Below are 23,290 nucleotides of genomic sequence, written 5' to 3' on the forward strand. Positions count from 1 at the left end.
CGCTCCTAGTCGTGCGGCGTGAGCGTTCCGTTGCACAGGGCAGAACCGATGTTGGCCATGACCCGCTCCAACAACGCCGCGCAAATGGTTCCGTCGTCGGCGACGTTGGACAGCCCGCAGTGCCGCAAGTAGGAATCCAGACGCCGGTCGATCGGCCAGCCGGCATACCCGGCCGCACAGTATTTCGATCTGAGAAACTCCCATGCCATCGCCTCGAGTTCGGCCCCCACCGATTCAGCATCCACTCGGTCCACGACCGTCCCTCTCTCCCGATGACGCCTTCATGGTCACCTGGCCGGTTGCAGGGCTATAGAGACGAAAGTCCTCAACCGGCGGGGCAGTTGTCCCTCGACTGCAAGGGCTTTCAGGCGGTCGGCAGCAGGACGAAGAAGTTCTCTTCTTCTTGCACAAAATGCAGCGACAGCAACGCGTGCAGCCCGTAGAGGCAGGCCAGCAGATCCTCGGCCTGGTCGTCGCGAATACGGCCCTCGGCGTCAGCGACTTTGACATGGGTGTGCAGTCTGCGGGCCAACCGGTCGATCTCGGCGTGCATGCGGCTCATCGTTGCGGTGGCTTCTGTGCTGCCCAGTGGCGCGGCCAGCGCAGGATAGAGTGCGCGATCCTCGGCGTGCTCGTGTGGCAGCAACTCCTGGCGCAAAAACTGGTCGGCCTGGCGGATCGCCGGCAGTGCCGAACCGTGGTCCCCGCTGCTGAGCAAACGGGCCGCGTCGCGGAATATGGCGAGGTCGTCGCGCATGCGATCGTGCTCGGCTGAGAATCTGTGGATCAATTCCTCAGCGGTCGCGCCCAGGGGCGGCGTTCCGCGCGGACCGCGCAGGGCCCGCAGCGCGTTGAGGATCACCGCCACATCGATGCCCTCCTGCAGCAGCGCGCCGATCACCGGTGTCAGCAGGCCGACTGCAGCGAATCCCATGGCCACCAGCGACAGGCCCATCCCCGCGATCATGCTCTGCAACGCGATGCTGCGGGCGTGGCGGGCGATGACCATCGCATCGGCCAGCCGGTCGAGCCGATCGGTGGTCAGCACTATATCGGCGGCCTCCGAGCTGGCTGTCGCCCCGTGCGCTCCCAGCGCGACACCGACCGTCGCGGCGGCCAGGGCCGGTGCGTCGTTCACGCCGTCACCGACCATCACGGTGACGGCCTTCTGTCCCTCGGCTCGCACGCCGGCCACCTTGTCGGCGGGGGCTTGTCGGGCCCGCACTTCGTCGAGCCCGAGGACAACCCCGATCTGCTCGGCGGGCGCCGGCTGATCGCCGGTGAGCATGACGACCCGGTTGATGCCGGCCGCGCGCAGCCGGCGGATCGTGCGCGGCGCATCCGGGCGTAGCGGGTCAACAAGCGTCAGGGCCCCGACGAGGTGGCCGTCGACCGAGACCCACGCCACGACAGCACCGTCGAAGCTGGCCCGCGACAGCGCCGCGGCCGCCCACGGCGGCGGCTCAGGCGGCAGCTCGCGGGTTCCCACGCTGACCTGATGGCCGTCGACGGTCGCGGTGATCCCTACGCCGGGCTCCTCGAAGACATCGACGGGAGCGCTTGGTGTCAGTCCGCGCCGCGTCGCCTCGTCGACGATCGCGCGGGCAAGCACATGCGGCGAGAACTGGTCGGCGGACGCGGCCAGGCGAAGCACCTCTGTGGCCGTCCAACCAGGTGCCACCAGCACGTCGGTGCCCCGCGGTCGGCCCGTGGTAACGGTGCCGGTCTTGTCCAGTACCACGGTGGCGGCGCGGCCCAGGTTCTCCAGCGCCCCACCGCCGCGGACCACCACCCCGACACGCGACGCGCGCGACATTCCCGACACGATCGCAACCGGCGCAGCCAAGATCAGCGGGCACGGCGTCGCAACCACCAGCACCGCCACCGCGCGGGTGGGCACCCCGCTTAACAGCCACGCCGACCCGGCAACCACCAGCGTCATCGGCACAAACCAGGCGGCAACGCGGTCGGCGAGACGGACAACGGGCGCGCTTTCTGCGGCGGCTTGCTGAGCCAGTCGCACGATGCCCTCATATGTGCTGTCAGCGGCGCTCGCCGTTGCCTCGACCTCGATCGCACCGCCGGCGTTGATCGCACCGCTGCGTACCCGCTCGCCGGCGCGCCGCTGGACGTGAACCGACTCGCCGGTGAGGACGGACTCGTCGAGGACCGCGCAGTCGGACACGATCCGCCCGTCCACGGGCACCATCTCGCCTGGGCCGACCACCAGCAGATCGCCGACCACCACATCGGCGAGCGGCACCGTGGTAACTCCGGTGGGGGTGCGGCGACGCGCTTGGCGCGGCGACCGGTTCAGCAGAGACGTCAGGTCTTTCGCGGCGCGGCGCTCCGCGCCCGCTTCCAGCGTTTGGCCGGTGGCCAGCATGACGGCGATCAGCGCGCCGGCCAGGTATTCGTGGACGGCGAGCGCACCGATCAGCGACAGCACCGCGATGACGTCCACACCCAGCCGACCATGTCGCAGCGCCGCCGCCACCCACCACGTCGCTGGAACGATCGCGATGACCGTGCCTGCAGCCCAACATATTTCGGCTGCTGAGTGCGCGCCCAGCAGCCACGCGACGACGCCACCGATCAGCGTCGCCAGCGTGGCCACCAGCAGTACCCGGACCGTCATGCTGCTAGACCGTCCGCCACCAGAGGTCTTCTGAAACGTCGATCGATTCCGCCGGCGACCTGCTCGTGTCGATGCGGTGCGCCTCAGCCCAGTCCCAGGATTCGTCGGCCAGCGCACTGGCGACCTCGGGTGTTGCATCCGACACGCTTCCGGCCGGCCTGTCGCCGACTCTTTGCACGGCGGTGCGCACGGGCGTCGTGCACATCAATTCCACAGTGCCCGAGTAGGTTTGGGCCGCGAGCTGTCGCGCCTGGTCACGTCGGCCGGGGTCACGCCAGGTGGCGTCGAGAATTACCGAACGGCCGTTGACCAGATGGTCGTGGGCTTGGCGCAGCACCTCGTCATAGACCGCAGCGACATTCTCTTCGGAATACAAGCCGGAGTTCAGCACGCCCGCGGCTCCGGCGATAGTGCCAGCATCCTGCAGTTCGCGGCGCACCTCGTCGGTGGAGATAACGACGGCACCGACCCGCTCGGCCAGCCCGCGCGCCAGCGTGGTTTTCCCCGTTCCGGGCCCGCCGCCGACCAGCGCGAGCCGTACCGCGCCGGCCCGCAGATGCTGCAGCGCGATATCCAGGTGGCGCGAGGCCTCCACAGCGGCGTCGGGGTTTCCCTGGGCGTAGCGCACGCAATCGACTTTGGCCCGGACCACCGCTCGGTAGGCGATATAGAAGTCGGTCAGCGACCGCGGCGCTGGATCGCGAGCCAGCCGAACGTAATTACCCAGGAAAAGCTCACCGAGATTCTTGTGCCCCAGGAACTCCAAATCCATGGCGAGAAATGCGGCGTCGTCGATGGCGTCGACGTAGCGCAGCTGGTCGTCGAACTCCAGGCAGTCCAGGATTTCGGGGCCGTCGGGCAGGCAGAAAATATCGTCGGCCAGCAAATCACCGTGACCGTCGAGGATGCGGCGATCAGCGATGCGCTCATTGAACAGCGCCGCGCGGCCGGCGATGAATCGCGACACCAACTCATCGATAGTTTTCAGGCGCTGCGGATCCACCACCGTGCCGGCGACATCGGTCATTTCCGTGATGTTGGCCCGCCATCGGTGGTGGATGGCGCGCTGCTCACCCTGCGCGTCGACCGACTGGTTCCGCACCGCGCTCTCATGGAACCGGGCCAGCACTTCGGCGATCGCCGCCAGCGAATCGGCGACGTGTTGGCCGCGTTGCACCATCGTGGCCAGCCGCGACGAGTCGGGGTGACGGCGCATGACGAGTACCGGTTCCTCGGTGCCCGCCCACGGACTGTTGAAGTGTGCGATGCCGAGGTAGCTGGCCGGCGCCAGTCGCCGATTGAGCTCCAATTCGCGCACAAATGCGTGCTCACGCAGGTCCTGGGTGCTGAAGTCCAGGAAGTCGGTGGTGATGGGTTTTTTGCCCTTGTAGGCGCGGTCGCCGGCCAGTACGACGAGGCCGGTGTGCGTTTCGCGTACTTCGACGTAGGGCTCAGCCATTGTCAGCGGCAATCGAGTCTGCTCAGTCTCTGGGTCTCCGGCATATCCACATTCTCCTGCTTGGCGGCGGATACGCACAGCGGTCGCAAGACCGCCGCAGCCGGGCAATTTGGCGTGGTTTAAAAGGACCAAGGACTCTGGCTTTCGATGCCGTGATCCGTCACGGTCGAAACGATGGCGACGATGGATGCGGTCCGAATGTTCAACAAGCACGTGCTGAATCCCGTCATCGTGCAGGCGGCCGGCCGAAAGCACTTCTACACGAGCCTGATTCGACACCACGGCCGTCACTCCGGTAAGAGCTATGTCGCCCCGGTGGTTGCCGACCACGTGGTGGGTGGGTTCATCGTTCCGATTCCCTACGGCACCGGCGTTGACTGGCTGCGTAACGTGTAGGCGGCTGACGAAGCGACCATCGATGTCAACGGTCGGCGGTGGCATGTCGTCGAACCGGAAATCCTGGACGCGTCGACAGCTCTTCTACAAATGTGGCCAGACGCCAGCGCTCTTTCACACGCCTGAGAATCGACAAATTCGTGAGGCTGAACGTTGCGCCGCTGACCGAATGAACCCCGCTTCAGCCTTCGCTGACGTCTGCTGGGCCGGGCGAGCGGTTACCTCGATCAAGCGGGTGAGGTCGTGTGGGGTGACGATGTCCACCACACGTCCCGCATCTACGACGAGAGCTTGCCTGCCCCAACCGGATGCCAGGCGTTCCAGCAGTGCATGAGCGGCTCGTTCAGGGCCGCGGTCGGTAGCTGCTGCAATGGCATAGCGATTTCACCGACCGAGGTGGTCGAGCGCTGGCTGGGGACAACCCGGCACACCTGCTCCAACGTGACCAGCCCTGAGATCGGTCCGTCGTGCTCTGCCACCGGGTACGCCGAATGCCGGTCACCCAGCAGGTAGTGTTCGATGAAGTTCGCCACGCTGATCCAGCTCGGTGCTGAGGGTTGGCGGTCATGGCGCCAGCGACCTTCACTCCCGCGAGCGCATGCCGGGTGAGTATTTGTGTCACGTCGTCCCGCGCTGCGGCGAAGATGAACCAGCCGATGAATGCCAACCACACGCCGCCGACGAGCGCGCCCACCAAAAACCCCAGCAGCCCAAATGCGATCAGGGTGAACGCGAGCGTGCGGCCGCGCGCGGCGCCCAGGGCCGCGCGGACAGGGTCACCGTGGCGGCACCAAAGTGGGCGCGCTGAACCTGACCTCCATCCAATGGCGCACCCGGCAGCAGACTGAACAAGCCCAACAGCAGGTTGGCCCCTGCCAGCCACCAGGCAACGCTGCCCGCGATGTGCGCGACGTGTAATGCATCCAAACCTACTGCGGCGCAAGCGAAAAGTCCGGCCAGTGTCAAGCCCGTCGCCGGGCCGGAGATCGCGATCAGAAAAGCTTTCCGCGGTGTCTTGGCCGGGCCACCGAGACGCGTGACGCCGCCGAACAGCCAGAGGGTCACGTCGAGCACTTTGGCACCAGCACGGCGGGGCAGGATCGCGTGCGCGAGCTCGCGCGCCAGCAGTGACGCGAGGAATACGACAGCGTCGCATACCTCCGCCCCTGCTCACACCTTCGAATACCAAGCGACAGCGTCATATTCGTCGTTGCGGCTTAACGCACCGGCGAGAACCGTAGCCAAAACCCGACCCTAGTGCCGGGTGAGCGCTTTGGGGGAGTAGATCGCTTTGACGAAGCGCACAATCGCGTATTCAGGCATGTGCCGCGTGATGTCAGCTTCGGCGATGATGCCGATCAGGAGGTTGTTCTCGAGTACCGGCAGCCGGCGGATTTGGTGCTCCTCCATCATGTTGAGTATTTCTTCGGCGCTGGCATCCGCCTCGACGGAGTACACGTTGCCTTGCGCCAACTGCCCGGCCGTGGTGGTTGTCGGGTCCAAGCCCTCTGCGACGCATTTGATCGTGATGTCTCGATCGGTGATCATGCCGCGCAGCCGGCCATCATTGCCGCGTATCGGCAACGCACCCACGTCGAGGTCGCGCATGTGTTGTGCCGCAGCAGTTAAGGCCTCATTTTCGTCGATGCAAGTGACATCCGTGGTCATGATGTCGCGAGCGGTGGTCATGATGTCTCCTTAGTCTGGTTGTCGTTCAATCCTGAAGCTATGGCGGTGTTCAGCGCAGCTGTAGGGCCGTTGGTCCTCGCAGCCACGGGCGTTGGACTCCGCGTCCTACCGGCGCGTCACATCACGGGGACACAAGCCGCCTGCGCCACAGCCGTGCTCACCGATCCCAACAGCATCCCGGCGAAACCGCCTCGGCCATGACTGCCGACAACGACTAGCTGCGACGCCTCACCCTCGCCCAGCAGGTGATGAGCCGGGTGATCCCAGACGATCCGGCGGTTCACGACGACGTGCGGGTAGCGTTCCTGCCAGCCCGCCAGCCGCTCAGCCAGGGCCTCCTCTGCAACGCCCTGCTGAGCAGACCATTTGACGCCGGGGATGCCGGCCACGTCCGCATCGCACCAGGCGTGCAGCGCGATCAACTCCACGCCGCGAAAGGATGCCCCGGCGAAAGCGATCGTGGTCGCTAACTCCGACGTCGGCGAGCCGTCGACGCCCGCCACCACCGGTAGTTGCGAGGGTTGTAGCGCAAAGAGAGCTTCGTTGTGCATCACTGCCTCGCGTGCTGCCCACCGCGTCGCCCATTCTGGATGCCGGGGAGCCGTCGACCCCGACCACAATCCCTTGATGCGTCAGGCGATTGGGCATTCTGTTCTTCCTGTCACAGAGAAGAGAATCTGCCCGAAGAGGGGGCATCCCCCGAGGTCTCCAAAACCCGCATTCTATCCGCACTCTTCGGGCAGATCTCAGCTATTACTGTCGCGTCGCAGTGCCCCGGATCCTAGGGTCAAAGGTTGCCTCTGTCCGCTTGCGAAGGTCACGACGACACCGACATGGATCGCTGATAGCCCAGTGACTTAAGCCCCTACCGTCGAGCCGTTGATGGTGCTGGGATGTACTGATCCGACCGACACCGCTCATGGGAGAAAAGCGATGACACCGGCAAGCGGCTCCTCCAAAACTTTCGACGTCAGTATCTTGGTGGACGAGCATGAAGAGCGGACCCGGGCGCGGGCACGGTTACGTTGGCGCGGTGAAGAGCTTGTCGGTGTTGGTCTGGCCCGGCTCAGCCCTGACGACGAACCGGTGGCCGAAATCGGCGACGAACTGGCGATCGCCCGGGCCCTGAACCATCTGGCGAAGCAGCTCTTGGTGACGACGGAATCCGACATCGAAGTATCCACGAACAAGCCGGTTACCAACCTGCATCTGTAAATTCGCCGATTGGCATCGGGATCAGAATTCGCAAGTCCGGCCGGCGCAACCACCGCTGAATTCGCTGTCGGCCTGGGGGATTGGCGATTGGGGCGCGGCAAACGTGAGCACCTGGCCCTCACGGCAGCCGTAGCGGTAGACGGTGATGCCTTTGACCTTCGCCTTCCAGGCGGCCAAATAGATGTTGCGAATGTCTTCAATGGTGGTACTGGCGGGCAGGTTGATCGTCTTGGAGACCGCCGCGTCGACGTTGCGTTGCACCGCGGCCTGCATGCGTAGATGCCACTCGGGGGAGATCTCCGACGCCGTGGGGAACGCCGCCCGCACACCGGCGGGCAGTTGCGAACACCCTCGTACCCCGCCGCGCTGCGCGATCTCGGTGGCCAGCTCGTCGCGGTAGAAGCCCCCGTCCCGGGCGAGTCGGTCGAAGCAGGGGTTGACCTCCAACAGCTGTCGACCCAGGATCGCACGGACGAAGGCGATCGCAAACATCGGCTCGATACCTGCGGTGGTGCCGGCGATAAGCGAAATCGTGCCGGTCGGGGCGACCGAGGTGACCTGGGCGTTGCGCCGCGGGGTTTTTGCGGCAAACCGGCTGTCGGCCAACGCGGGGAATGCGCCGCGTTCTTCGGCCAGCCGTGCTGACGCGGCATGCCCTGCCTGTTGAACGCAGCGGGCGATCCGGCCGGCCAGGTTAACGCCCCGCTCGCTGTCGTAGGGAATACCAAGGCTGGCCAGCATCTCGGCCAAACCCATTACGCCCAAACCAATCTTGCGGGTTGCCAGGGTAGCCTCAGCGAGTTCCGGGAACGGATAGCGGCTGACGTCGATGACGTCGTCGAGAAAACGCACCGCCAGCCGGGCAACCTCCGCCAGCCGGTCCCAGTCGACCTGCCCGTCGCGGGTCATGCGGGCCAGGTTGATCGAGCCCAGATTGCACGACTCGTAAGGAAGCAACGGAACCTCGCCGCACGGGTTGGTGGCCTCGATTCGGCCGCGTGCGGGCAGCGGGTTGGCCCGGTTGATCGTGTCGAGGAACACCAATCCCGGGTCGCCGCACGCATGGGCGGCCTCGCAGATGGCGGTGAACAGGTCGGCAGCGCCAACTTCTGCGACGGACTTGCCGGTCCGTGGGTTAACAAGACGGTGGACGCCGTTGCGCTCGACGCCGTGAAGGAAATTGTCTGTCACACCAATCGAAATGTTGAAATGCGTTAGCTCACTGAGTGATTCAGCTTTCGCAGTGACGAAGTCGTAGACGTCGGGGTGTGAGGCGTCCAGCACCGCCATGCATGCACCGCGCCGACGACCGCCCAGCGAAACGATGCCGGCGGCGGTGTCGTACAGCCGTAAAAAGGACAGCGGTCCGCTGGCCATACCCCCGGTAGTTGACACGAGGTCGCCGGCCGGTCGCACACGGCTGAACGAATATCCGGTGCCGCCGCCGGCACGATGAATCTCCGCGGCCTGCCCCAGCGTGGTGAAGATCGAGTGGATCGAATCCTCAACGGGCAGAACGAAACAGCCGGCGAGCAAGCCGATCTTGGTGCCCGCGTTCATCAGCGTGGGCGAATTCGGCAGAAACTCCAGCCTGCGCAGCAAGGTGGCGAAGCGTTTCGCCCACTGCGCCGACGAGCCGCGCTTGTAGCCATCTTCGGCGGCAGCGACGCATGTCGCTGCCCGCTCCATCATCTCGCCAGTCGATTCGGTCGGGCGGCCTTTTTCATCACGCAGCAGATAGCGTTCCCGTAGCACCGTCACCGCGGCCAAGCTCAGCTTCAGCTCGTCGCGGACCCCCAACAGGTCTTTGGCCGAACGTAAGTCGGCGCGGCGTTGCCGGTAAATGATGTAGGCACGTGCTACGTCGTCGAAACCCGCAGCGGCAAGCTGCGCTTCCACGAGATCTTGGATCGCTTCTACGTCCACCACCTCGCCTCGCGGCCGGCGCGCCAAGATGTCGGCGACGGCGGTAGCCACGGTGGTCGCCAGGGGCGCCTCTGCGTGGCGGACTTCGCGCGCCGCACGCGCGACCGCGGCTTCGATGCGGGCCGGGTCGAAAGCCGTCAACCGCCCGTCGCGGCACCGAACCTTGATCGGCCACCGAGTGGTGGGTGGCGGCGTCATAACCTGCGTGTCGGCCGTGGCGGTCACCTTACGTGGTGGTGCTCTGCAGATGGCGAGTTTTCTCGTCGGTCGTGGGGTGAGGCTTCGACCCGTCGCTTGATGCCTCGCAGTATCCCGCGGGTCAGCAGGGCGGTTGCCGGCCCGGCAAGCTCTGCGGCCATCACCTCGCCTGGATGACGTATTCCGGTGCGCAGCCGCGCCAACAGCCGGGCGCGGTCCTCCCAGTGCGGCAGGAGGTGAAACGACCACACGGCGTCCCACGGAAGTTCAGGAGACGATGCCCTCAAAACGATCCGCTCCGTCGGCACCACGTCGACCACCCCCAATGCGATGCCGTTGCGCAGCCCCAGCCAGCCCTTGGGAGCCAATCGCACCACGTCTCCGACGTTTAGCTGCTGCCATTCCGGATGAAGCCGGTCCGCGTTGTGGAACCGCAGTCCGAGCAGGTTTTCCAGCGATTCGAAACTGTAGAGCCCGCCGCGATCCTGTCCGATCTGCACCAGCCACGGCCAAACCGACTTGGCGGAGGCATTGATCGATACGGCCTCGGTTGTCTGCACGGCGGGGTTTCTCACCAACTCGTCACCGGGTAGAACTGCCTTGCACTCCTCCTTGGTGGCTCCCCAGTTCCGGTAAAATCGCCGTGCGCTGTACAAGAATGCGCCTAACAGCGCCAGCCGAACAACATTGCGCCCCATAGCACAAGGCTGCATGAGGCACAGGCGCTCCAGTAGGGCCGTAAGTCCCTGCTGTGCCACAGCGGCAGCCCAGCCCGGTGAGGCTGGCGGCGACCAAAGGCCCCAGGCGCGGGGACTTCGGACCCTATCCATCGAGGAACGGTATCTGGTCCGATCCAAGTGGACGCCTTCCAATAGCGCCCGATGCCTAGCATGGAGGTTGTCTTCCGATGACTCACGACGCATCTGTGAAGACATGGAAAGTCGACGTCTTCGTCGACGAGCATTCCCGACGTACTCGCGCCAAGGTCGAGATGTATTGGCGTGACCATAAACTGACCGGCATTGGTTTTGCGCGCCGGAATCCGTCCGACGAGAACATCGCGGAAATCGGCGACGAACTCGCCGTCGCGCGGGCTATGTCGAACCTGGCTGATCAGCTATTCGCCATCACGGCCGCCGACGTCCGCGAGGCTACGCACGAGCCGGCGGTGATCGAGCACTAAACCGCTGCGCACTAGCCGCGGTATGCACCGAACAAGAAAGGAGACCAATATGACCACCCTTCCCGTTCAGCGTCACCCACGCTCGCTTTTCCCGGAGTTCTCCGAACTTTTCACGGCCTTCCCGTCGTTTGCCGGGCTGCGTCCGATCTTCGACGCACGGGTGATGCGGCTCGAAGATGAGATGAAAGAGGGCCGCTACGAAGTGCGCGCCGAGATCCCGGGGGTCGACCCGGCCAAGGACATCGACATCACGGTGCGCGACGGGCAGCTCACGATCAAGGCCGAGCGCAGAGAGAGGAAGGAATTCGACGGCCGTTCGGAGTTCTCCTACGGTTCGTTCGTCCGCACGGTCTCGTTGCCCGCCGGCGCCAACGAGGATGACGTCAAGGCGACCTACGAAAACGGCATCCTGACAGTTTCGGTGGCCGTGGCCGAAGCAAAGCCAACCGAAAAGCATGTACCGATCTCATCGGCTAAGTGACGACACTCAACGCGGGCCCGCAGCAGCACACTGTCGCGCTGCGGGCCCGCAAACATCCTGTCCCACCACGGTAGGTACACGACGATGACCAAAACCGTCAGCACCGGAGCGGCTGCCCCACGTCGGGTGTTCCGTGACCGTCGCGAGGCCGGCCGAGTGCTGGCCGGCCTGCTGCAGGCCTACCGCAACCGGCGCGACGTTGTGGTCTTGGGCCTGGCGCGGGGCGGAATACCAGTGGCATGGGAGATTGCCGCCGCCTTGCACGCCCCGCTTGACGCGTTCGTCGTGCGCAAACTCGGGGTGCCCGGGCATGAGGAATTCGCGGCGGGTGCGCTCGCCAGCGGCGGCCGGGTCGTCGTCAACGACGACGTCATACGCGGCTTGCAGATCACACCGCAACAACTGCGCACCATCGCCGAACGCGAAGGCCGCGAACTGGCCCGGCGGGAGGCGGCCTACCGCGACGGTCGCCCACCGGCCGACGTGACCGGCCAAACAGTCATCCTCGTCGACGACGGGCTGGCCACCGGTGCCAGCATGTTGGCCGCGGTGCAAGCCCTGCGCGAAGCGGAGCCGGCCCACATCGTGATCGCGGTGCCCGCAGCCCCGGAATCCACCTGCCGCGAATTCGCCGGCCTGGTCGACGACATGGTCTGTGCGTCGATGCCCACCCCGTTCCTTGCAGTGGGCGCGTCATTCTGGGACTTCCGCCAAGTCAGCGACGACGAGGTCCGCACGTTGCTTGCCACCCCGACGACCGGGGTCGAGGAGGCGCCGGTCGCGGAGACCGCAGCAGACGTCATCCGGCGAGCCGCCATCGACGCGCCGGGCGGCATGCCGCCGCGAGAAGTGCTGTCCGAGTTGATCGGTGACGCGCGGATTGTGCTGATCGGCGAGAGCTCGCACGGCACCCACGAGTTCTACCAGGCGCGGGCAGAAATCACGAAATGGCTGATCGAGGACAAAGACTTCTGCGCGGTGACCGCCGAGGCGGACTGGCCGGATGCCTACCGGGTCAACCGGTATGTGCGCGGGCAGGGCCGCGATGCCACAGCCGAACAGGCGTTGCGCGGATTCGAGCGCTTCCCGTCCTGGATGTGGCGCAATGTCGTGGTTCGTGAATTCGTCGAATGGTTACGGGCCAACAATCAGCGATGCCAAGCACACAACCGCCGTCAAACCGGCTTCTACGGGCTCGATCTCTACAGCTTGCATCGCTCGATGCACGAGGTGATCTCCTACCTCGACACGATCGGCCCGGTGGCCGCGGCTCGCGCACGGGCGCGGTACGCCTGCTTTGACCACGCATCGGCCGACGACGGCCAGGCATACGGGTACGCCGCGGCCTTCGGAGCCGGCCCATCATGTGAGCGGCAGGCCATCACGCAACTCGTCGACATCCAGCGCAACGCACTCGACTACGCACGCCGCGACGGGCTGGTCGTCGAGGACGAGCTGTTCTACGCCGAGCAGAACGCGCTCGTGGTGCGCAATGCCGAGCGCTATTACCGATCCATGTTCAGCGGCCGCGTCACGTCCTGGAACCTGCGGGACCAGCACATGGCTCAAACACTGCATGCTCTACTGGCACACCTGGATCGCCACGACGAGGCAGCGCCGGCGCGAATTGTGGTGTGGGCGCACAACTCCCATGTGGGAGATGCGCGGGCAACCGAGGTGTTCGCCGACGGCGAGCTGACGCTGGGCCAACTTGCCCGGGAAAACTACGGCGACGACTGCCGCCTCATCGGATTCAGCACCTACTCCGGCACCGTCACCGCGGCCAGCGAATGGGGAGGCGTGGCCGAACGGAAAAAGGTTCGGCCGGCGCTGCCCGGCAGCGTGGAGGAGCTGTTCCATGAGACCGGCAAGGACGCGTTCGTTGTGTTCCCCGACGGCGCTGCAGCAGCTGCGCTTGACGTAGTCCGGTTGAGCCGCGCGATCGGAGTGGTCTACCTGCCCGCGACCGAAAGGCAAAGCCACTACTTCCACGTTCGGCCAGCCGCTCAGTTCGACGCCATGATCCACATCGAGAACACCCGGGCGCTCGAGCCACTCGAATTGGCAAGCGAATGGGTTGCGGGCGAGACACCAGAGACCTACCCGACCGGCCTGTAAGACCGGCCCACGACCGGAGCATCACAATGACCTCATCGAGCACCCCGAACGGGCACCAAGCCGCGATCGTGACCTTGACGATGAACCCGGCGCTCGACATCACCACCAGCGCCGACCAAGTGCGCCCCACCGACAAGATCCGCTGCCACGGCGTCCGTTACGACCCGGGCGGCGGTGGTATCAACGTGGCACGCATAGCGCGGGTGCTCGGCGCATCGGTCGAGGCGGTATTTCCAGCGGGAGGCATGGCCGGCGATATGATAGTCGAATTGCTGAAGACTGCCGGTGTTCCGTTGTATCGCGTCAGGATCAGCGGCTCGACCCGCGAGAGTTTCACCGTCAACGAACGGGATAGCGGAAAGCAGTACAGGTTCGTACTTCCGGGACCGCAGTTGACCTTCGCCGAAAGAGCCCAGTGCCTTGATGAACTGCGGCGGGCAGCTTGCTCAGCTCAGTTTGTGGTGGCAAGCGGCAGTTTGCCGCCGGGCGTTCCAGCAGACCTCTACCAAACGGTGGCGGATATATGCTGCGATATCGGAGTGAAACTGGTCTTGGACACATCCGGCTGCGGCTTGCTGCAGATCACTTCAGGCGTGTTCCTTCTCAAGGTGAGTGTTCGGGAACTACGTGAATGCGTCGGGCGTAAACTCGCAAGCGAATCAGAGCAAGTGGCTGCTGCACAAGAGCTACTTCAACGTGGTTTAGCTGAGGCCATCGTTGTGTCGTGTGGGAGCAAGGGAGCATTTCTGATCACTGCTGGTGGTAGCCAGCACTTTTCGGCCATCAAGATGCGATCGGGCAGCGGCGTGGGCGCCGGGGACGCGATGGTCGCGGCGATCACGGTGGGTTTAAGTCGCAGATGGCAGCTCGCCGAGTCAGTTCGCTACGGTCTGGCCGCTGGGGCTGCGATGCTGATGACGCCGGGGACTGCCGCCTGCACCCGCGACGATGTCGAGCGCCTCTTCAAGCTTGTCGCCGAGCCGACCAACATTGAGGTGGTGCCTCGTTAAGAGTATTCAATGCGGTCGGCTGCTGTGGCCTCCGTTGTCGACGAGGGAGCGAATATCGCGCTCCCACTCCACATCACGAATGCGACTAACGCGGTTTTGCACATTCCGTATCACGCCCACCACGGCAAGCACGATAGTCACCCACGTCACCACAGCCACGCCTACCGCATCGATACCGGCGCGCGACACCGGCGACGGCGCATCGATCCTGTTGCCATCGTGATCGATCCAAATCGGCAGCGCAGCACCGGCCTTCACCGGCTCATGCCAAAAGGCACTGTCGACATGGCTGACACCGCTCGACTGCCATCGGACGCGCACCCTTACGTAGGCCGATTGCGGCGTTCCGGTCATGACACCATCTTCAATGGCGGTTGCCGTCACGGGATATCGCGATTCGGCTTCCTGAGCGTAGGTGTGTGCGCGCGCTTCGTGCACTATCGTGCCCAGTGCGCCTGCACAAGCGGCGGTGATCAAGATAACCAGCACACCGATCGTCACGACTGCCGCCTCGACACGGTCACATGGCCGCACGAGCGGGTTGCGGCTGAATGCGCGAATCCCGGGCCACGCGTCAGGACGCAATGTGAACGTTTCCATTTTCTCGGCCGAAGTATCCACGCTTCGAAGCATCGCTTTTGAGCGCGCGTATTCCGTAGAGCAGTATGTCCATTCATGAAAGGCCCTACGACCCCTGTTTGTGCGACAGCAGATCAATAGTGTCGATAGCGTCGACAAACAGTCAGGAGCATGCAATGGAACACGTGGCGTCACCCGGCCCAATCGTCGTCGGGATCGACGGCTCGGATGCGGCCATCAAAGCGGCAGAATGGGCAGTCGAGGAAGCGGTGTGCCGCAACACTCCACTTCGGCTCGTCTACGTAATCCAGCATCGGCAAACCCGCCGCACCTCGGCCCAGCCACTGCCACCGGAAGAGGAGTACGCCGAGCAGGCGCTACGGAACGCTTGTGCGGTGGTGGAAAAAACCGATAAGCCGATCAAGATCGACACCGCAGTGCTGCGGGATGATATCGGTTCTGCCTTGATCGCTGAGTCCGCTAACGCCGTCATGATCTGTGTCGGGTCGGTGGGCATCGCTCGGGTGGCCAGTAAGATCATTGGTTCGACGGCAGTGACACTGGCCGAGCATGCACATTGCCCCGTCGCTATCATCCGGAGCGGTTGCGATACGCACCCGATGCGTGACGGCTACATTGCAATGGTCTTCGACGACCGGTCCTGCAACGACGAGATCGTGCATTGGGCCCTGGAGGAGGCTCGGTTGCGCAAGGCGCCTGTCTTGGCGCTTGGGGTTTGGCGCTGGGCGCTTTTCGAGCTCCCCTACGAGGACCTCTATCGGCGTCTCGATGACTGGCTGCGGCGCTACCCCGATGTACTGGTTGAGGTTGCTGCCACACGTAGCAATGTGGCGAAATACCTGGAAGGACAAATCGGCAGGGTTCAACTCGTCGTCATCGGTAGCGAGAACGCTGGCAAAGTGGCGCAACTGGTGGGTCCGCACGGTCCACCGATCCTGGCCCATCCGGACTGTTCAGTGCTTGTGGTGAGAGGATAACACCTCATGAGTCAGCGCTGCCTCGACCGAGGGGACACCGTCAGACTGCTGGATGGATCGGTGATCCGGATTCGCCGACTCAGCAGGTCCGACACCGCCGCTGTTATCGAACTGCACAGGCAACTTACCGACCGTGAACGCTATCTACGTTTCTTTGTTACTTACCCGGCGTATTTGACAGCGTTCGCGGAGAAAATTGTTCGATGCAACCGCGACCAGTGGGCCCTGGGCGCATTCGATTCCGGGCAGCTGATCGGTGTGGCTAACTATGTTGTAACCGACCAGCCCGATGTCGCCGAAGTGGCAGTGGCGGTTGCGCACAAAGATCATCTGCGCGGGGTCGCAACCGCGCTGCTGAAGCACCTCGCCGAGGTTGCTCTTGGCAACGGAATAAACACGTTCGTGGCGGATGTGCTCGCCAGTAACACCGCGATGCTTAAGGTGTTGTCCGACGCCGGCTGGCGTCGTACAGTACGCTCTGACGGCGCAGTGTTGAGGATAGAGACCAAGCTGCGTGAGCTTGCCGACGAGCCTTCAACGGATTAGGCCGCCAAGAAGAGCTTTTCGAGTTCGGCTTCGCTCAACGGTTGGTGATTCTTCATGTCCCGACCTGCTGCGCATTCGCGAAGGCCTGTTGCGGCGATCGTAACGCCAGTCCGGTCAAGTGCCTGCGAAACGGCGGCGAGCTGGGTCAACACATCTTTGGAGTCGCAACCTTGCTCGACCATCGAGATCACTCCGGCGAGCTGCCCTTGGGCACGCTGAAGCCGACGCAAGACCGCCGCAACAGCTTAGCTGTACTGACGAACCAGGTGAATCACGCATTATGAATTGCCCACAATGGCCGGTTGTGTAGGCGGAAACCGCCGTTGGTGCCCGGTAGCCTCTTGGCGTGCTGCTGACCTCGTTGAATCCTGCGGCCGCTAGCGCTGCGGATATCGGTGACGCCGTGCGCATCGGAGACGCCACGTTGAGCCGCAGCGACCTGGTCGGTGCCGCCACGTCGGTGGCCGAGCGCGTCGGCGGTGCTGATCGGGTCGCGGTGCTGGCCACCCCGAGTGTGCCTACCGTGCTGGCCGTCACCGGTTGCCTGATCGCCGGTGTTCCGGTGGTGCCGGTGCCTGCCGATGTCGGACGGGCCGAGCGTCGTCACATTCTCGCTGACTCCGGCGCCCAGGCCTGGCTGGGACCACCGCCCGACGAACCGGAGGGTTTGCCGCACATCCCGGTGCGCGTCCACGCCCGCTCCTGGCATCGCTACCCGGAGCCATCGCCGGATGCGATCGCTCTGGTCATCTACACCTCCGGCACCACCGGCCCGCCGAAAGGAGTCCAGCTGAGCCGGCGGGCAATCGCCGCCGACCTCGACGCGCTGGCGCAGGCCTGGCAGTGGAGCGCCGATGACGTTTTGGTGCATGGATTGCCGCTTTTCCATGTGCACGGCCTGGTGCTGGGCCTGCTTGGGTCATTGAGGATCGGAAACCGATTCGTGCACACCGGAAAACCCACGCCTGCGGCGTACGCTGCAGCCGCTGGCACGTTGTATTTCGGTGTGCCGACGGTGTGGTCGCGGGTGGCCGCAGATCCCGCAGCGGCCGATGCGCTGCGGTCCGCTCGGCTCCTGGTGTCGGGCAGCGCGCCGCTGCCCGTGGCGGTGTTCGAGAAGCTGGCGCAGCTGACCGGACACCGGCCTATCGAACGGTACGGAAGTACCGAATCGTTGATCACACTGTCGACCCGCGCCGACGGCGAACGCCGTCCCGGATGGGTGGGCCTGCCGCTGGCCGGTGTGCAGACTCGACTCGTCGACGACGACGGTCACCCCGCCCCCCATGACGGGGAAACCATTGCGAAACTTCAGGTTCGCGGTGCGACGCTGTTCGACGGGTATCTGAACCGTCCGGACGCCACCGCCGAGGTGTTCGACAGCGACGGGTGGTATCGCACCGGCGACGTGGCGGCCGTCGATAGCGGCGGTATGCACCGCATCGTGGGCCGCGAGTCCGTCGACTTGATCAAGTCGGGTGGATACCGTGTCGGCGCGGGAGAAGTCGAGGCCGCACTGCTCGGCCATCCCGGTGTCGCGGAAGCCGCCGTGGTGGGGGTTCCCGACGACGACTTGGGCCAGCGGATCGTCGCGTTCGTCGTCGGGGAAGCTCAACCACAGATGTTGATCGATTATGTGGCTCAACAACTTTCGGTGCACAAACGGCCACGGGAAGTGCGGGTGGTGGAGCGCCTGCCACGTAACGCGATGGGCAAGGTGCTCAAGAAGGAGCTGCTGGAGCAGGCCTGATCAACGGGTGACTGCGCGACGGGATACGCACGCGCGCGGCGTGTCGCGGCTGACAGGGCATACCGGCAGATTAGTTGGCGTGCAGGTCCTGGTTGAGCGCGATGCCCTGACCGTCACGCGCCACCACTTCGACGGCGCCGGTGACCGAATTGCGGCGAAACAGCATGTTGTTTCCGCGGGAGAGTTCGCGGGCCTTGACCGTGCTGCCGTCGGGCATGGCGACCTTAGTGCCTGCGGTGACATATAGGCCCGCCTCGATCACACAATCGTCGCCCAGCGAAATGCCCAAACCGGAGTTGGCGCCCAGCAGGCAGCGTTTGCCGATCGAGATGACCTCGGTGCCGCCGCCGGACAGCGTGCCCATGATCGACGCGCCGCCGCCGATGTCCGAGCCGTCACCGACCACGACGCCAGCCGAGATGCGGCCCTCCACCATCGAGGTGCCCAGTGTGCCGGCGTTGTAGTTGACAAACCCTTCGTGCATGACCGTGGTGCCCGCGGCCAGGTAAGCACCCAGCCGCACCCGGTCGGCGTCGGCGATGCGCACGCCGCTCGGCACCACGTAGTCGACCATCCTCGGGAACTTGTCGACGCCATACACCGTGACCGGTCCGCGCCGGCGCAGCCGTGCCCGCGCCGCCTCGAAACCGTCGATCGCACATGGTCCGTGGTTGGTCCACACCACATTGGTCAAGATCGCGAAGAAGCCGTCGGTGTTCAGCCCGTGCGGCGCGACCAGCCGGTGCGACAACAGGTGCAGCCGCAGGTAGGCGTCGTGGGCGTCGACGGGTTTGTCCTCCAGCGAACCGATCACGGTGCGCACCGCAACCATGTCGACGCCCCGGTCCTCGTCGCGGCCGACCAGCGCCGCTATTTCGTCGGGAACCTCGGTGGCCGACAGCGGAATCGTGCCGGTCCTGCCCGATTCGATCAGTTTCGGTGCGGGAAACCAGGTGTCGAGGACCGATCCGTCGGCGGCAAGTGTCGCCAGCCCGATACCGGAAGCTCCAGTCACGCGTTCCACGCTACTTTCTGCGCGCCGAGCAGACGTAAACGCCCCCATATTTGGCCTCGCAGGCGCGCTTTTGCCTCTGTCCGGCGGCTATGGTGACAGCGTGCTGGACCTACATGGCGACCCCGTCGAGCTGACCGCGGCGCTGGTCGACATTCCCAGCGAGTCGCGGGCGGAGCGCCGCATCGCCGACGAGGTCGAGGCCGCGCTGCGGGCGCAGACCACAGGGTTCGAGATCGTCCGCAACGGCAACGCCGTACTGGCACGCACGCATCTCGGTCGCCCGACGCGGGTGCTGCTCGCGGGCCATCTCGACACCGTCCCGGTGGCCGACAACCTGCCCAGCCGTCGGGACGGCGACCTGCTGCACGGCTGCGGCAGCGCGGACATGAAATCCGGTGACGCGGTGTTCCTGCATGTGGCCGCCACGGTCACCGCACCTTCACACGACCTGACCCTGGTGTTCTACGACTGCGAGGAAATCGAGTCCACAGCAAACGGTTTGGGCCGCATCGAGCGCGAATTGCCGGACTGGCTGCAAGCCGACGTGGCCATTCTTGGCGAACCCACCGCCGGCTACATCGAGGCGGGCTGCCAAGGCACGCTGCGCGCCGTCGTCCACGCGACCGGAGCCCGGGCCCATTCGGCGCGATCATGGCTGGGCGACAATGCAATTCACAAACTCGGCGCCGCGCTCGAGCGGCTTGCAGGCTATCAGGCGCGCAGTGTCGAGATCGATGGCTGCACCTACCGCGAGGGGTTGTCGGCAGTGCGCATCGACGGCGGCATCGCCGGCAACGTCATTCCCGACGCCGCGTCGGTGACGGTCAACTACCGGTTCGCGCCGGATCGCTCACCGGCCGAGGCGCTACGCCATGTCGCCGAGGTGTTCGACGGGCTCGACGTGCGCATCGAGCAGACCGACGTCGCGGCGGGCGCGCTGCCCGGGTTGTCCAAGCCCGCGGCCAAGGCCCTGGTCGAGGCGGCGGCCGGGCAGGTCCGGGCGAAATACGGCTGGACCGACGTAGCGCGGTTCGCTGCCCGCGGCATTCCCGCGGTGAACTACGGTCCGGGCGACCCCAACCTGGCTCACCGACGCGACGAACGGGTGTCGGTCGGGCAAATCACCGCCGCGGCTGACATGTTGCGCCGCTATCTGACCAGTTGAGCCCGCCGCGACTGAGCTGCGGCGTCGGCGGCGGCCGGATGCAACCCCGCGTCGGCGAGGTCGGCTGCCACCTCGGCCAGCGCGTCGGCGTCACCGGCGGCTAGCGCGCGCGCATGAGCCAACGTCAGCCGCCCGAGCACGCAGTCCACTTCGACCGCGAGGCGTTCGGCTCGATACACCGCACGGATGTCGCCGAGTCGCGCCGCGTCCTGCAGCGCACGCAGCGCGATCGCCGACTGGCCACCGCGCTCGGCGGCCTGCACCGCTTCTCGGGCGGCATCGATCGCGCCGATCTCGTCGCCGCGAGCCGACCTCGCCCAGGCTTTGGCCAAAGCCAGCTCCGGGGCGAACAACGCCGATTTCAGGCCGTGCCGAGACTCCGCTCGGCTCAACACCTTTGCCGCTTCCACTTGCTTGCCCTGCTGACCCAGCGCGTGCGCGAGCAGCATCAGCGACAGCGGGCCCCACGAATACCCCGTGCGCGCCAGCGCATCGCTGGCCGGGCCCAGCAACGCCACCGCGGTATCGAAATCACCCTGGGCGATCGCCACATACGCGACCAGCACCTCGCCGATCGCCCGACCCGGCTGCTGCAGTTCGGCGAAATCGGTGTACCGCTGCGCCAACGAGCGTGCTGCGTCCAGCCGTCCCGCCATCACCAGCGCCGTGACCCGGGCAAAGCCACTGGTGAACCTCAACAACCCCGGATGTTCACCGGCCACCGCCCGGGCCGCCAGCGCCTCGACCTCGCCGAACCGGCCCGTGCGGGCAGAACACAGCGCCGCGGTCGACGCCGCCCATCCCACGCCCACTTCGTCGGCGTGCGGAGAGGCCAGCACCTCGCCGGCGATCCGCAACGCGCGCAGCGGGGTACCTGAGTTCATCGCGAAAGTCGCCGCGAGCGCGTCGAGCGTGGCTTTCGCGGACGGTCCCGCCACCCGGTTGCGAATGGTCTGCAGGAATGCGGTTGCCCGCTCCGGCTCGTCGAGCATCCAGAACTGGTTGGCCGCGCGCGGCAGCGCCCAGGCCATCAGCTCGGTGTCCGACAACGTGTCCGGGTCCACGGCGGCCAACACGGCTCCGGCCTCTCGGCCGTGGCCCTGCCAGGCCAGCGCGTATGCCAACACCAGCCGCGCCGCCAGCCCCTCTGAGCGGTCCAGCGCTGCGCGCGACAGCCGCTCGGCAAGCACCAGGTCGCCCAGCCGCAGCGCCTGCTGCGCCGCGCTCACCGTGGCCGCAACCGGCGCGGGCGTGTCGCTGTCGGCGGCTAGCGCGGCCAGGCGCAGTTGGTCGCCGACGTGGTCGGACGGGTGCGTTGACAGCTGCGCAACCACCGCCGCCCGCAGCGACCGGGCACGCTCCGGCCCCAGCGCGGCCCGGGCCCGCTGGGCGTAGAGCGGATGAGCCGCCCGCGCCTGCTCCTGGTCGTCGAAGACGACCACGCCCGCGGCTTGTTCGACGGCCTGTTCGCCGGCTAATGCGGTCAAATCCGTCCGGGGCAGGGGTTCGGCGACGGCCAGGTAGTCCAGCACGCCGCGCACCGGCTGCGGCAACCCGCGAAGGTAGCCGTCGATCAGCGCAAACAGCGGCAACCGCTGCACGTCGCGGCAGCGCCAGCCGTCGCCGGCCTGCACCAGCCCGTCGCCCTCGATCAGATGCCGCAGATACAGCGGGTTGCCCTGGCTGCGGGCGAAGATCTCGTCGGCCAGCGCGCCGGGCGGTGGCGTCCCCAGCGCGGACGCCAGCACCGCCGCCGTCCCCGCGGCATCCAGCGGCCGCACTTCGATTCGGCTGAGCAGCTGATCGGTCCACAACGCGGCAACCACGTCGGGCATCGGGGCCTCCGAGTGCACGGTGACCACAAGGCGCGCCGAACCGGTCAGAGCCAGCTGATACACCAGCGTGGCCGAGAGGCTGTCCAAGTCGTGGGCATCGTCAACCACCAGCAGCAGGTCGCCGTCGGCGCTGGTGAGAGATTCGCGGGCAGCGCGCAGCAGCGCCGCCGGCCGCCCGATATCGGCCAGGGTCACCAAATGGCGGAACGCGCCGAAAGGCGCCATGCGCTCCGACGAAGTGCCCGCCACCCACCGCACGATCGTCGACGGCCGCCGCGCGGCAAACCTCCCAGCCGCGGCCCGCGCCAGCGACGTCTTGCCCACACCGTCGGCACCCACCAGCACGGCGCCGGACACGTGCGGGCTTTCCAGGGCGTTGGTCACCTGCTGGACGGCGGTTTCGTCCAACTCGGCTACCCAGCGCATCGCCGGATTGTATGGCGCGGAGCTGAACCGGCACGGCGATAGGTCGAAATGCGCTCCGCGGCAAGGCTGGTCTACGTTTCGGTGTATGAAGCCGAGGCAGTGGGCGATCTGCGTGTACTGCGCGTCCGGGCCGACCCATCCGGACCTGCTGGCGTTGGCTGCGCGGCTCGGTGAGGCGATCGCCGATCGCGGCTGGACCTTGGTGTGGGGCGGCGGCAACGTTTCGGCCATGGGCGCGCTGGCCACAGCGGCGCGTGCCCGCGGCGGCCGGACGGTCGGCGTCATCCCGAAAATGTTGGTGCATCGCGAAGTCGCCGACACCGACGCCGACGAGCTGATCGTCACCGACACCATGCGCGAGCGCAAACAGGTCATGGAAGACCGCGCCGATGCGTTTATCGCACTGCCCGGCGGGATCGGCACGCTCGAGGAGCTGTTCGAGGCGTGGACCGGCGGCTATCTGGGCGTGCACGACAAACCGGTGGTGATGCTCGACCCGGACGGGCACTACGACGGGTTGCGGGCATGGCTATACGGGCTGATCGACAGTGGATACGTCTCGCAGATGGCCTTGGACCGGTTGGTGGTGGTCGACGACGTGGACGCGGCCCTGGCGGCGTGCGCTCCCCGTGGGGGTTAGGCTGGCCGCCGACTGCGGTTCAG

General features: G+C 65.8%; 23 protein-coding genes and 1 pseudogene. 11 read left to right on the plus strand and 13 right to left on the minus strand.

Features of this window, described 5'->3' with window-relative positions; all coding sequences use genetic code 11:
- Positions 1-5: 5 nt before the first annotated feature.
- The 3 genes from MHEC_RS06910 to MHEC_RS06920 all read right to left on the minus strand — a co-directional run bounded on the left by MHEC_RS06910 (position 6) and on the right by MHEC_RS06920 (position 4,097).
- A complete protein-coding gene (locus MHEC_RS06910) occupies positions 6-230 on the minus strand; it encodes a hypothetical protein (protein WP_236591479.1) in 225 nt (74 codons plus the stop codon).
- A gap of 134 nt (positions 231-364) precedes the next feature.
- A complete protein-coding gene (locus MHEC_RS06915; protein ID WP_048893087.1) occupies positions 365-2,638 on the minus strand; it encodes a heavy metal translocating P-type ATPase in 2,274 nt (757 codons plus the stop codon).
- Positions 2,639-2,642: 4 nt separating this feature from the next.
- On the minus strand, positions 2,643-4,097 hold the full coding sequence (locus tag MHEC_RS06920; protein WP_048893088.1) for a bifunctional aminoglycoside phosphotransferase/ATP-binding protein: 1,455 nt from the start codon (positions 4,095-4,097) through the stop codon (positions 2,643-2,645).
- Positions 4,098-4,271: 174 nt separating this feature from the next.
- Between MHEC_RS06920 and MHEC_RS24815 the strand changes: the two genes are divergently transcribed.
- On the plus strand, positions 4,272-4,493 hold the full coding sequence (locus MHEC_RS24815) for a hypothetical protein (protein ID WP_308203869.1): 222 nt from the start codon (positions 4,272-4,274) through the stop codon (positions 4,491-4,493).
- Between the two features lie 278 nt (positions 4,494-4,771).
- On the opposite strand, the gene MHEC_RS24975 is transcribed toward MHEC_RS24815, so the two are convergent.
- The 4 genes and pseudogenes from MHEC_RS24975 to MHEC_RS06945 form a co-directional block, all read right to left on the minus strand.
- Complete coding sequence (locus tag MHEC_RS24975; RefSeq protein ID WP_053094043.1) at positions 4,772-5,026, minus strand: CBS domain-containing protein; 255 nt, start codon at positions 5,024-5,026, stop codon at positions 4,772-4,774.
- A gap of 187 nt (positions 5,027-5,213) precedes the next feature.
- Positions 5,214-5,630: pseudogene (locus MHEC_RS24980) on the minus strand (site-2 protease family protein); the annotation flags it as partial.
- A gap of 117 nt (positions 5,631-5,747) precedes the next feature.
- Positions 5,748-6,182: a CBS domain-containing protein gene (locus MHEC_RS06940; RefSeq protein ID WP_048893089.1), complete on the minus strand. Its 435-nt coding sequence runs from the start codon at positions 6,180-6,182 to the stop codon at positions 5,748-5,750.
- A gap of 116 nt (positions 6,183-6,298) precedes the next feature.
- Entirely contained in the window at positions 6,299-6,733 is a 435-nt protein-coding gene (locus MHEC_RS06945; RefSeq protein ID WP_200902207.1) for a universal stress protein, read from the minus strand.
- Between the two features lie 382 nt (positions 6,734-7,115).
- Here MHEC_RS06945 and MHEC_RS06950 point away from each other — a divergent pair, with 382 nt between their 5' ends.
- The gene (locus MHEC_RS06950; protein WP_048893090.1) at positions 7,116-7,397 is read left to right on the plus strand and encodes a DUF1876 domain-containing protein; all 282 of its coding nucleotides are present in this window, start codon (positions 7,116-7,118) and stop codon (positions 7,395-7,397) included.
- 21 nt (positions 7,398-7,418) lie between these two features.
- On the opposite strand, the gene MHEC_RS06955 is transcribed toward MHEC_RS06950, so the two are convergent.
- Together MHEC_RS06955 and MHEC_RS06960 are read right to left on the minus strand one after the other, a co-directional pair.
- Positions 7,419-9,521: an adenosylcobalamin-dependent ribonucleoside-diphosphate reductase gene (locus tag MHEC_RS06955; protein WP_048893110.1), complete on the minus strand. Its 2,103-nt coding sequence runs from the start codon at positions 9,519-9,521 to the stop codon at positions 7,419-7,421.
- Positions 9,522-9,544: 23 nt separating this feature from the next.
- Positions 9,545-10,219: a hypothetical protein gene (locus MHEC_RS06960; protein ID WP_048893091.1), complete on the minus strand. Its 675-nt coding sequence runs from the start codon at positions 10,217-10,219 to the stop codon at positions 9,545-9,547.
- Between the two features lie 209 nt (positions 10,220-10,428).
- Between MHEC_RS06960 and MHEC_RS06965 the strand changes: the two genes are divergently transcribed.
- The 4 genes from MHEC_RS06965 (at position 10,429) to MHEC_RS06980 (ending at position 14,313) form a co-directional block, all read left to right on the plus strand.
- A complete protein-coding gene (locus tag MHEC_RS06965) occupies positions 10,429-10,704 on the plus strand; it encodes a DUF1876 domain-containing protein (RefSeq protein ID WP_048893092.1) in 276 nt (91 codons plus the stop codon).
- A gap of 49 nt (positions 10,705-10,753) precedes the next feature.
- Complete coding sequence (locus MHEC_RS06970; RefSeq protein ID WP_048893093.1) at positions 10,754-11,185, plus strand: Hsp20/alpha crystallin family protein; 432 nt, start codon at positions 10,754-10,756, stop codon at positions 11,183-11,185.
- 84 nt (positions 11,186-11,269) lie between these two features.
- A complete protein-coding gene (locus tag MHEC_RS06975) occupies positions 11,270-13,303 on the plus strand; it encodes an erythromycin esterase family protein (protein WP_048893094.1) in 2,034 nt (677 codons plus the stop codon).
- 26 nt (positions 13,304-13,329) lie between these two features.
- On the plus strand, positions 13,330-14,313 hold the full coding sequence (locus MHEC_RS06980; RefSeq protein WP_048893095.1) for a 1-phosphofructokinase family hexose kinase: 984 nt from the start codon (positions 13,330-13,332) through the stop codon (positions 14,311-14,313).
- 6 nt (positions 14,314-14,319) lie between these two features.
- Here the strand turns inward: MHEC_RS06980 and MHEC_RS06985 are convergent, their stop codons facing one another.
- Positions 14,320-14,934, minus strand: coding sequence for an Rv1733c family protein (locus MHEC_RS06985; protein WP_142358672.1), 615 nt, complete (start codon positions 14,932-14,934; stop codon positions 14,320-14,322).
- 134 nt (positions 14,935-15,068) lie between these two features.
- On the opposite strand from MHEC_RS06985, the gene MHEC_RS06990 reads away from it, so the two are divergent.
- Both MHEC_RS06990 and MHEC_RS06995 read left to right on the plus strand, forming a co-directional pair.
- Positions 15,069-15,890, plus strand: coding sequence for a universal stress protein (locus MHEC_RS06990; RefSeq protein WP_048893097.1), 822 nt, complete (start codon positions 15,069-15,071; stop codon positions 15,888-15,890).
- Positions 15,891-15,896: 6 nt separating this feature from the next.
- Positions 15,897-16,436 carry a GNAT family N-acetyltransferase gene (locus tag MHEC_RS06995; protein WP_048893098.1) on the plus strand — a complete coding sequence of 180 codons (540 nt, stop codon included), beginning with the start codon at positions 15,897-15,899 and terminating at the stop codon, positions 16,434-16,436.
- Here MHEC_RS06995 and MHEC_RS07000 read toward each other — a convergent pair.
- On the minus strand, positions 16,433-16,666 hold the full coding sequence (locus tag MHEC_RS07000; RefSeq protein ID WP_048893099.1) for a metal-sensitive transcriptional regulator: 234 nt from the start codon (positions 16,664-16,666) through the stop codon (positions 16,433-16,435). The genes MHEC_RS06995 and MHEC_RS07000 overlap by 4 nt on opposite strands.
- A 116-nt stretch (positions 16,667-16,782) precedes the next feature.
- Between MHEC_RS07000 and MHEC_RS07005 the strand changes: the two genes are divergently transcribed.
- The gene (locus tag MHEC_RS07005) at positions 16,783-18,186 is read left to right on the plus strand and encodes an acyl-CoA synthetase (protein WP_048893100.1); all 1,404 of its coding nucleotides are present in this window, start codon (positions 16,783-16,785) and stop codon (positions 18,184-18,186) included.
- A 70-nt stretch (positions 18,187-18,256) separates the two neighbouring features.
- Here MHEC_RS07005 and dapD read toward each other — a convergent pair whose 3' ends face one another.
- Positions 18,257-19,210 (minus strand): 2,3,4,5-tetrahydropyridine-2,6-dicarboxylate N-succinyltransferase, encoded by a 954-nt coding sequence (gene dapD / locus MHEC_RS07010; protein ID WP_099869253.1) that lies wholly within the window; start codon positions 19,208-19,210, stop codon positions 18,257-18,259.
- A gap of 91 nt (positions 19,211-19,301) precedes the next feature.
- Between dapD and dapE the strand changes: the two genes are divergently transcribed.
- Positions 19,302-20,366, plus strand: a complete 1,065-nt coding sequence (dapE, locus tag MHEC_RS07015; protein ID WP_085197719.1) for a succinyl-diaminopimelate desuccinylase — start codon at positions 19,302-19,304, stop codon at positions 20,364-20,366.
- On the opposite strand, the gene MHEC_RS07020 is transcribed toward dapE, so the two are convergent.
- Positions 20,351-22,627 (minus strand): ATP-binding protein, encoded by a 2,277-nt coding sequence (locus MHEC_RS07020; protein ID WP_201399470.1) that lies wholly within the window; start codon positions 22,625-22,627, stop codon positions 20,351-20,353. The two genes, dapE and MHEC_RS07020, sit on opposite strands and share 16 nt — an antisense overlap.
- 85 nt (positions 22,628-22,712) lie before the next feature.
- On the opposite strand from MHEC_RS07020, the gene MHEC_RS07025 reads away from it, so the two are divergent.
- Complete coding sequence (locus MHEC_RS07025) at positions 22,713-23,267, plus strand: LOG family protein (protein ID WP_085197634.1); 555 nt, start codon at positions 22,713-22,715, stop codon at positions 23,265-23,267.
- The last annotated feature ends 23 nt before the right edge of the window (positions 23,268-23,290 follow it).

It is taken from the genome of Mycobacterium heckeshornense (assembly GCF_016592155.1).
Taxonomy (GTDB): domain Bacteria; phylum Actinomycetota; class Actinomycetes; order Mycobacteriales; family Mycobacteriaceae; genus Mycobacterium; species Mycobacterium heckeshornense.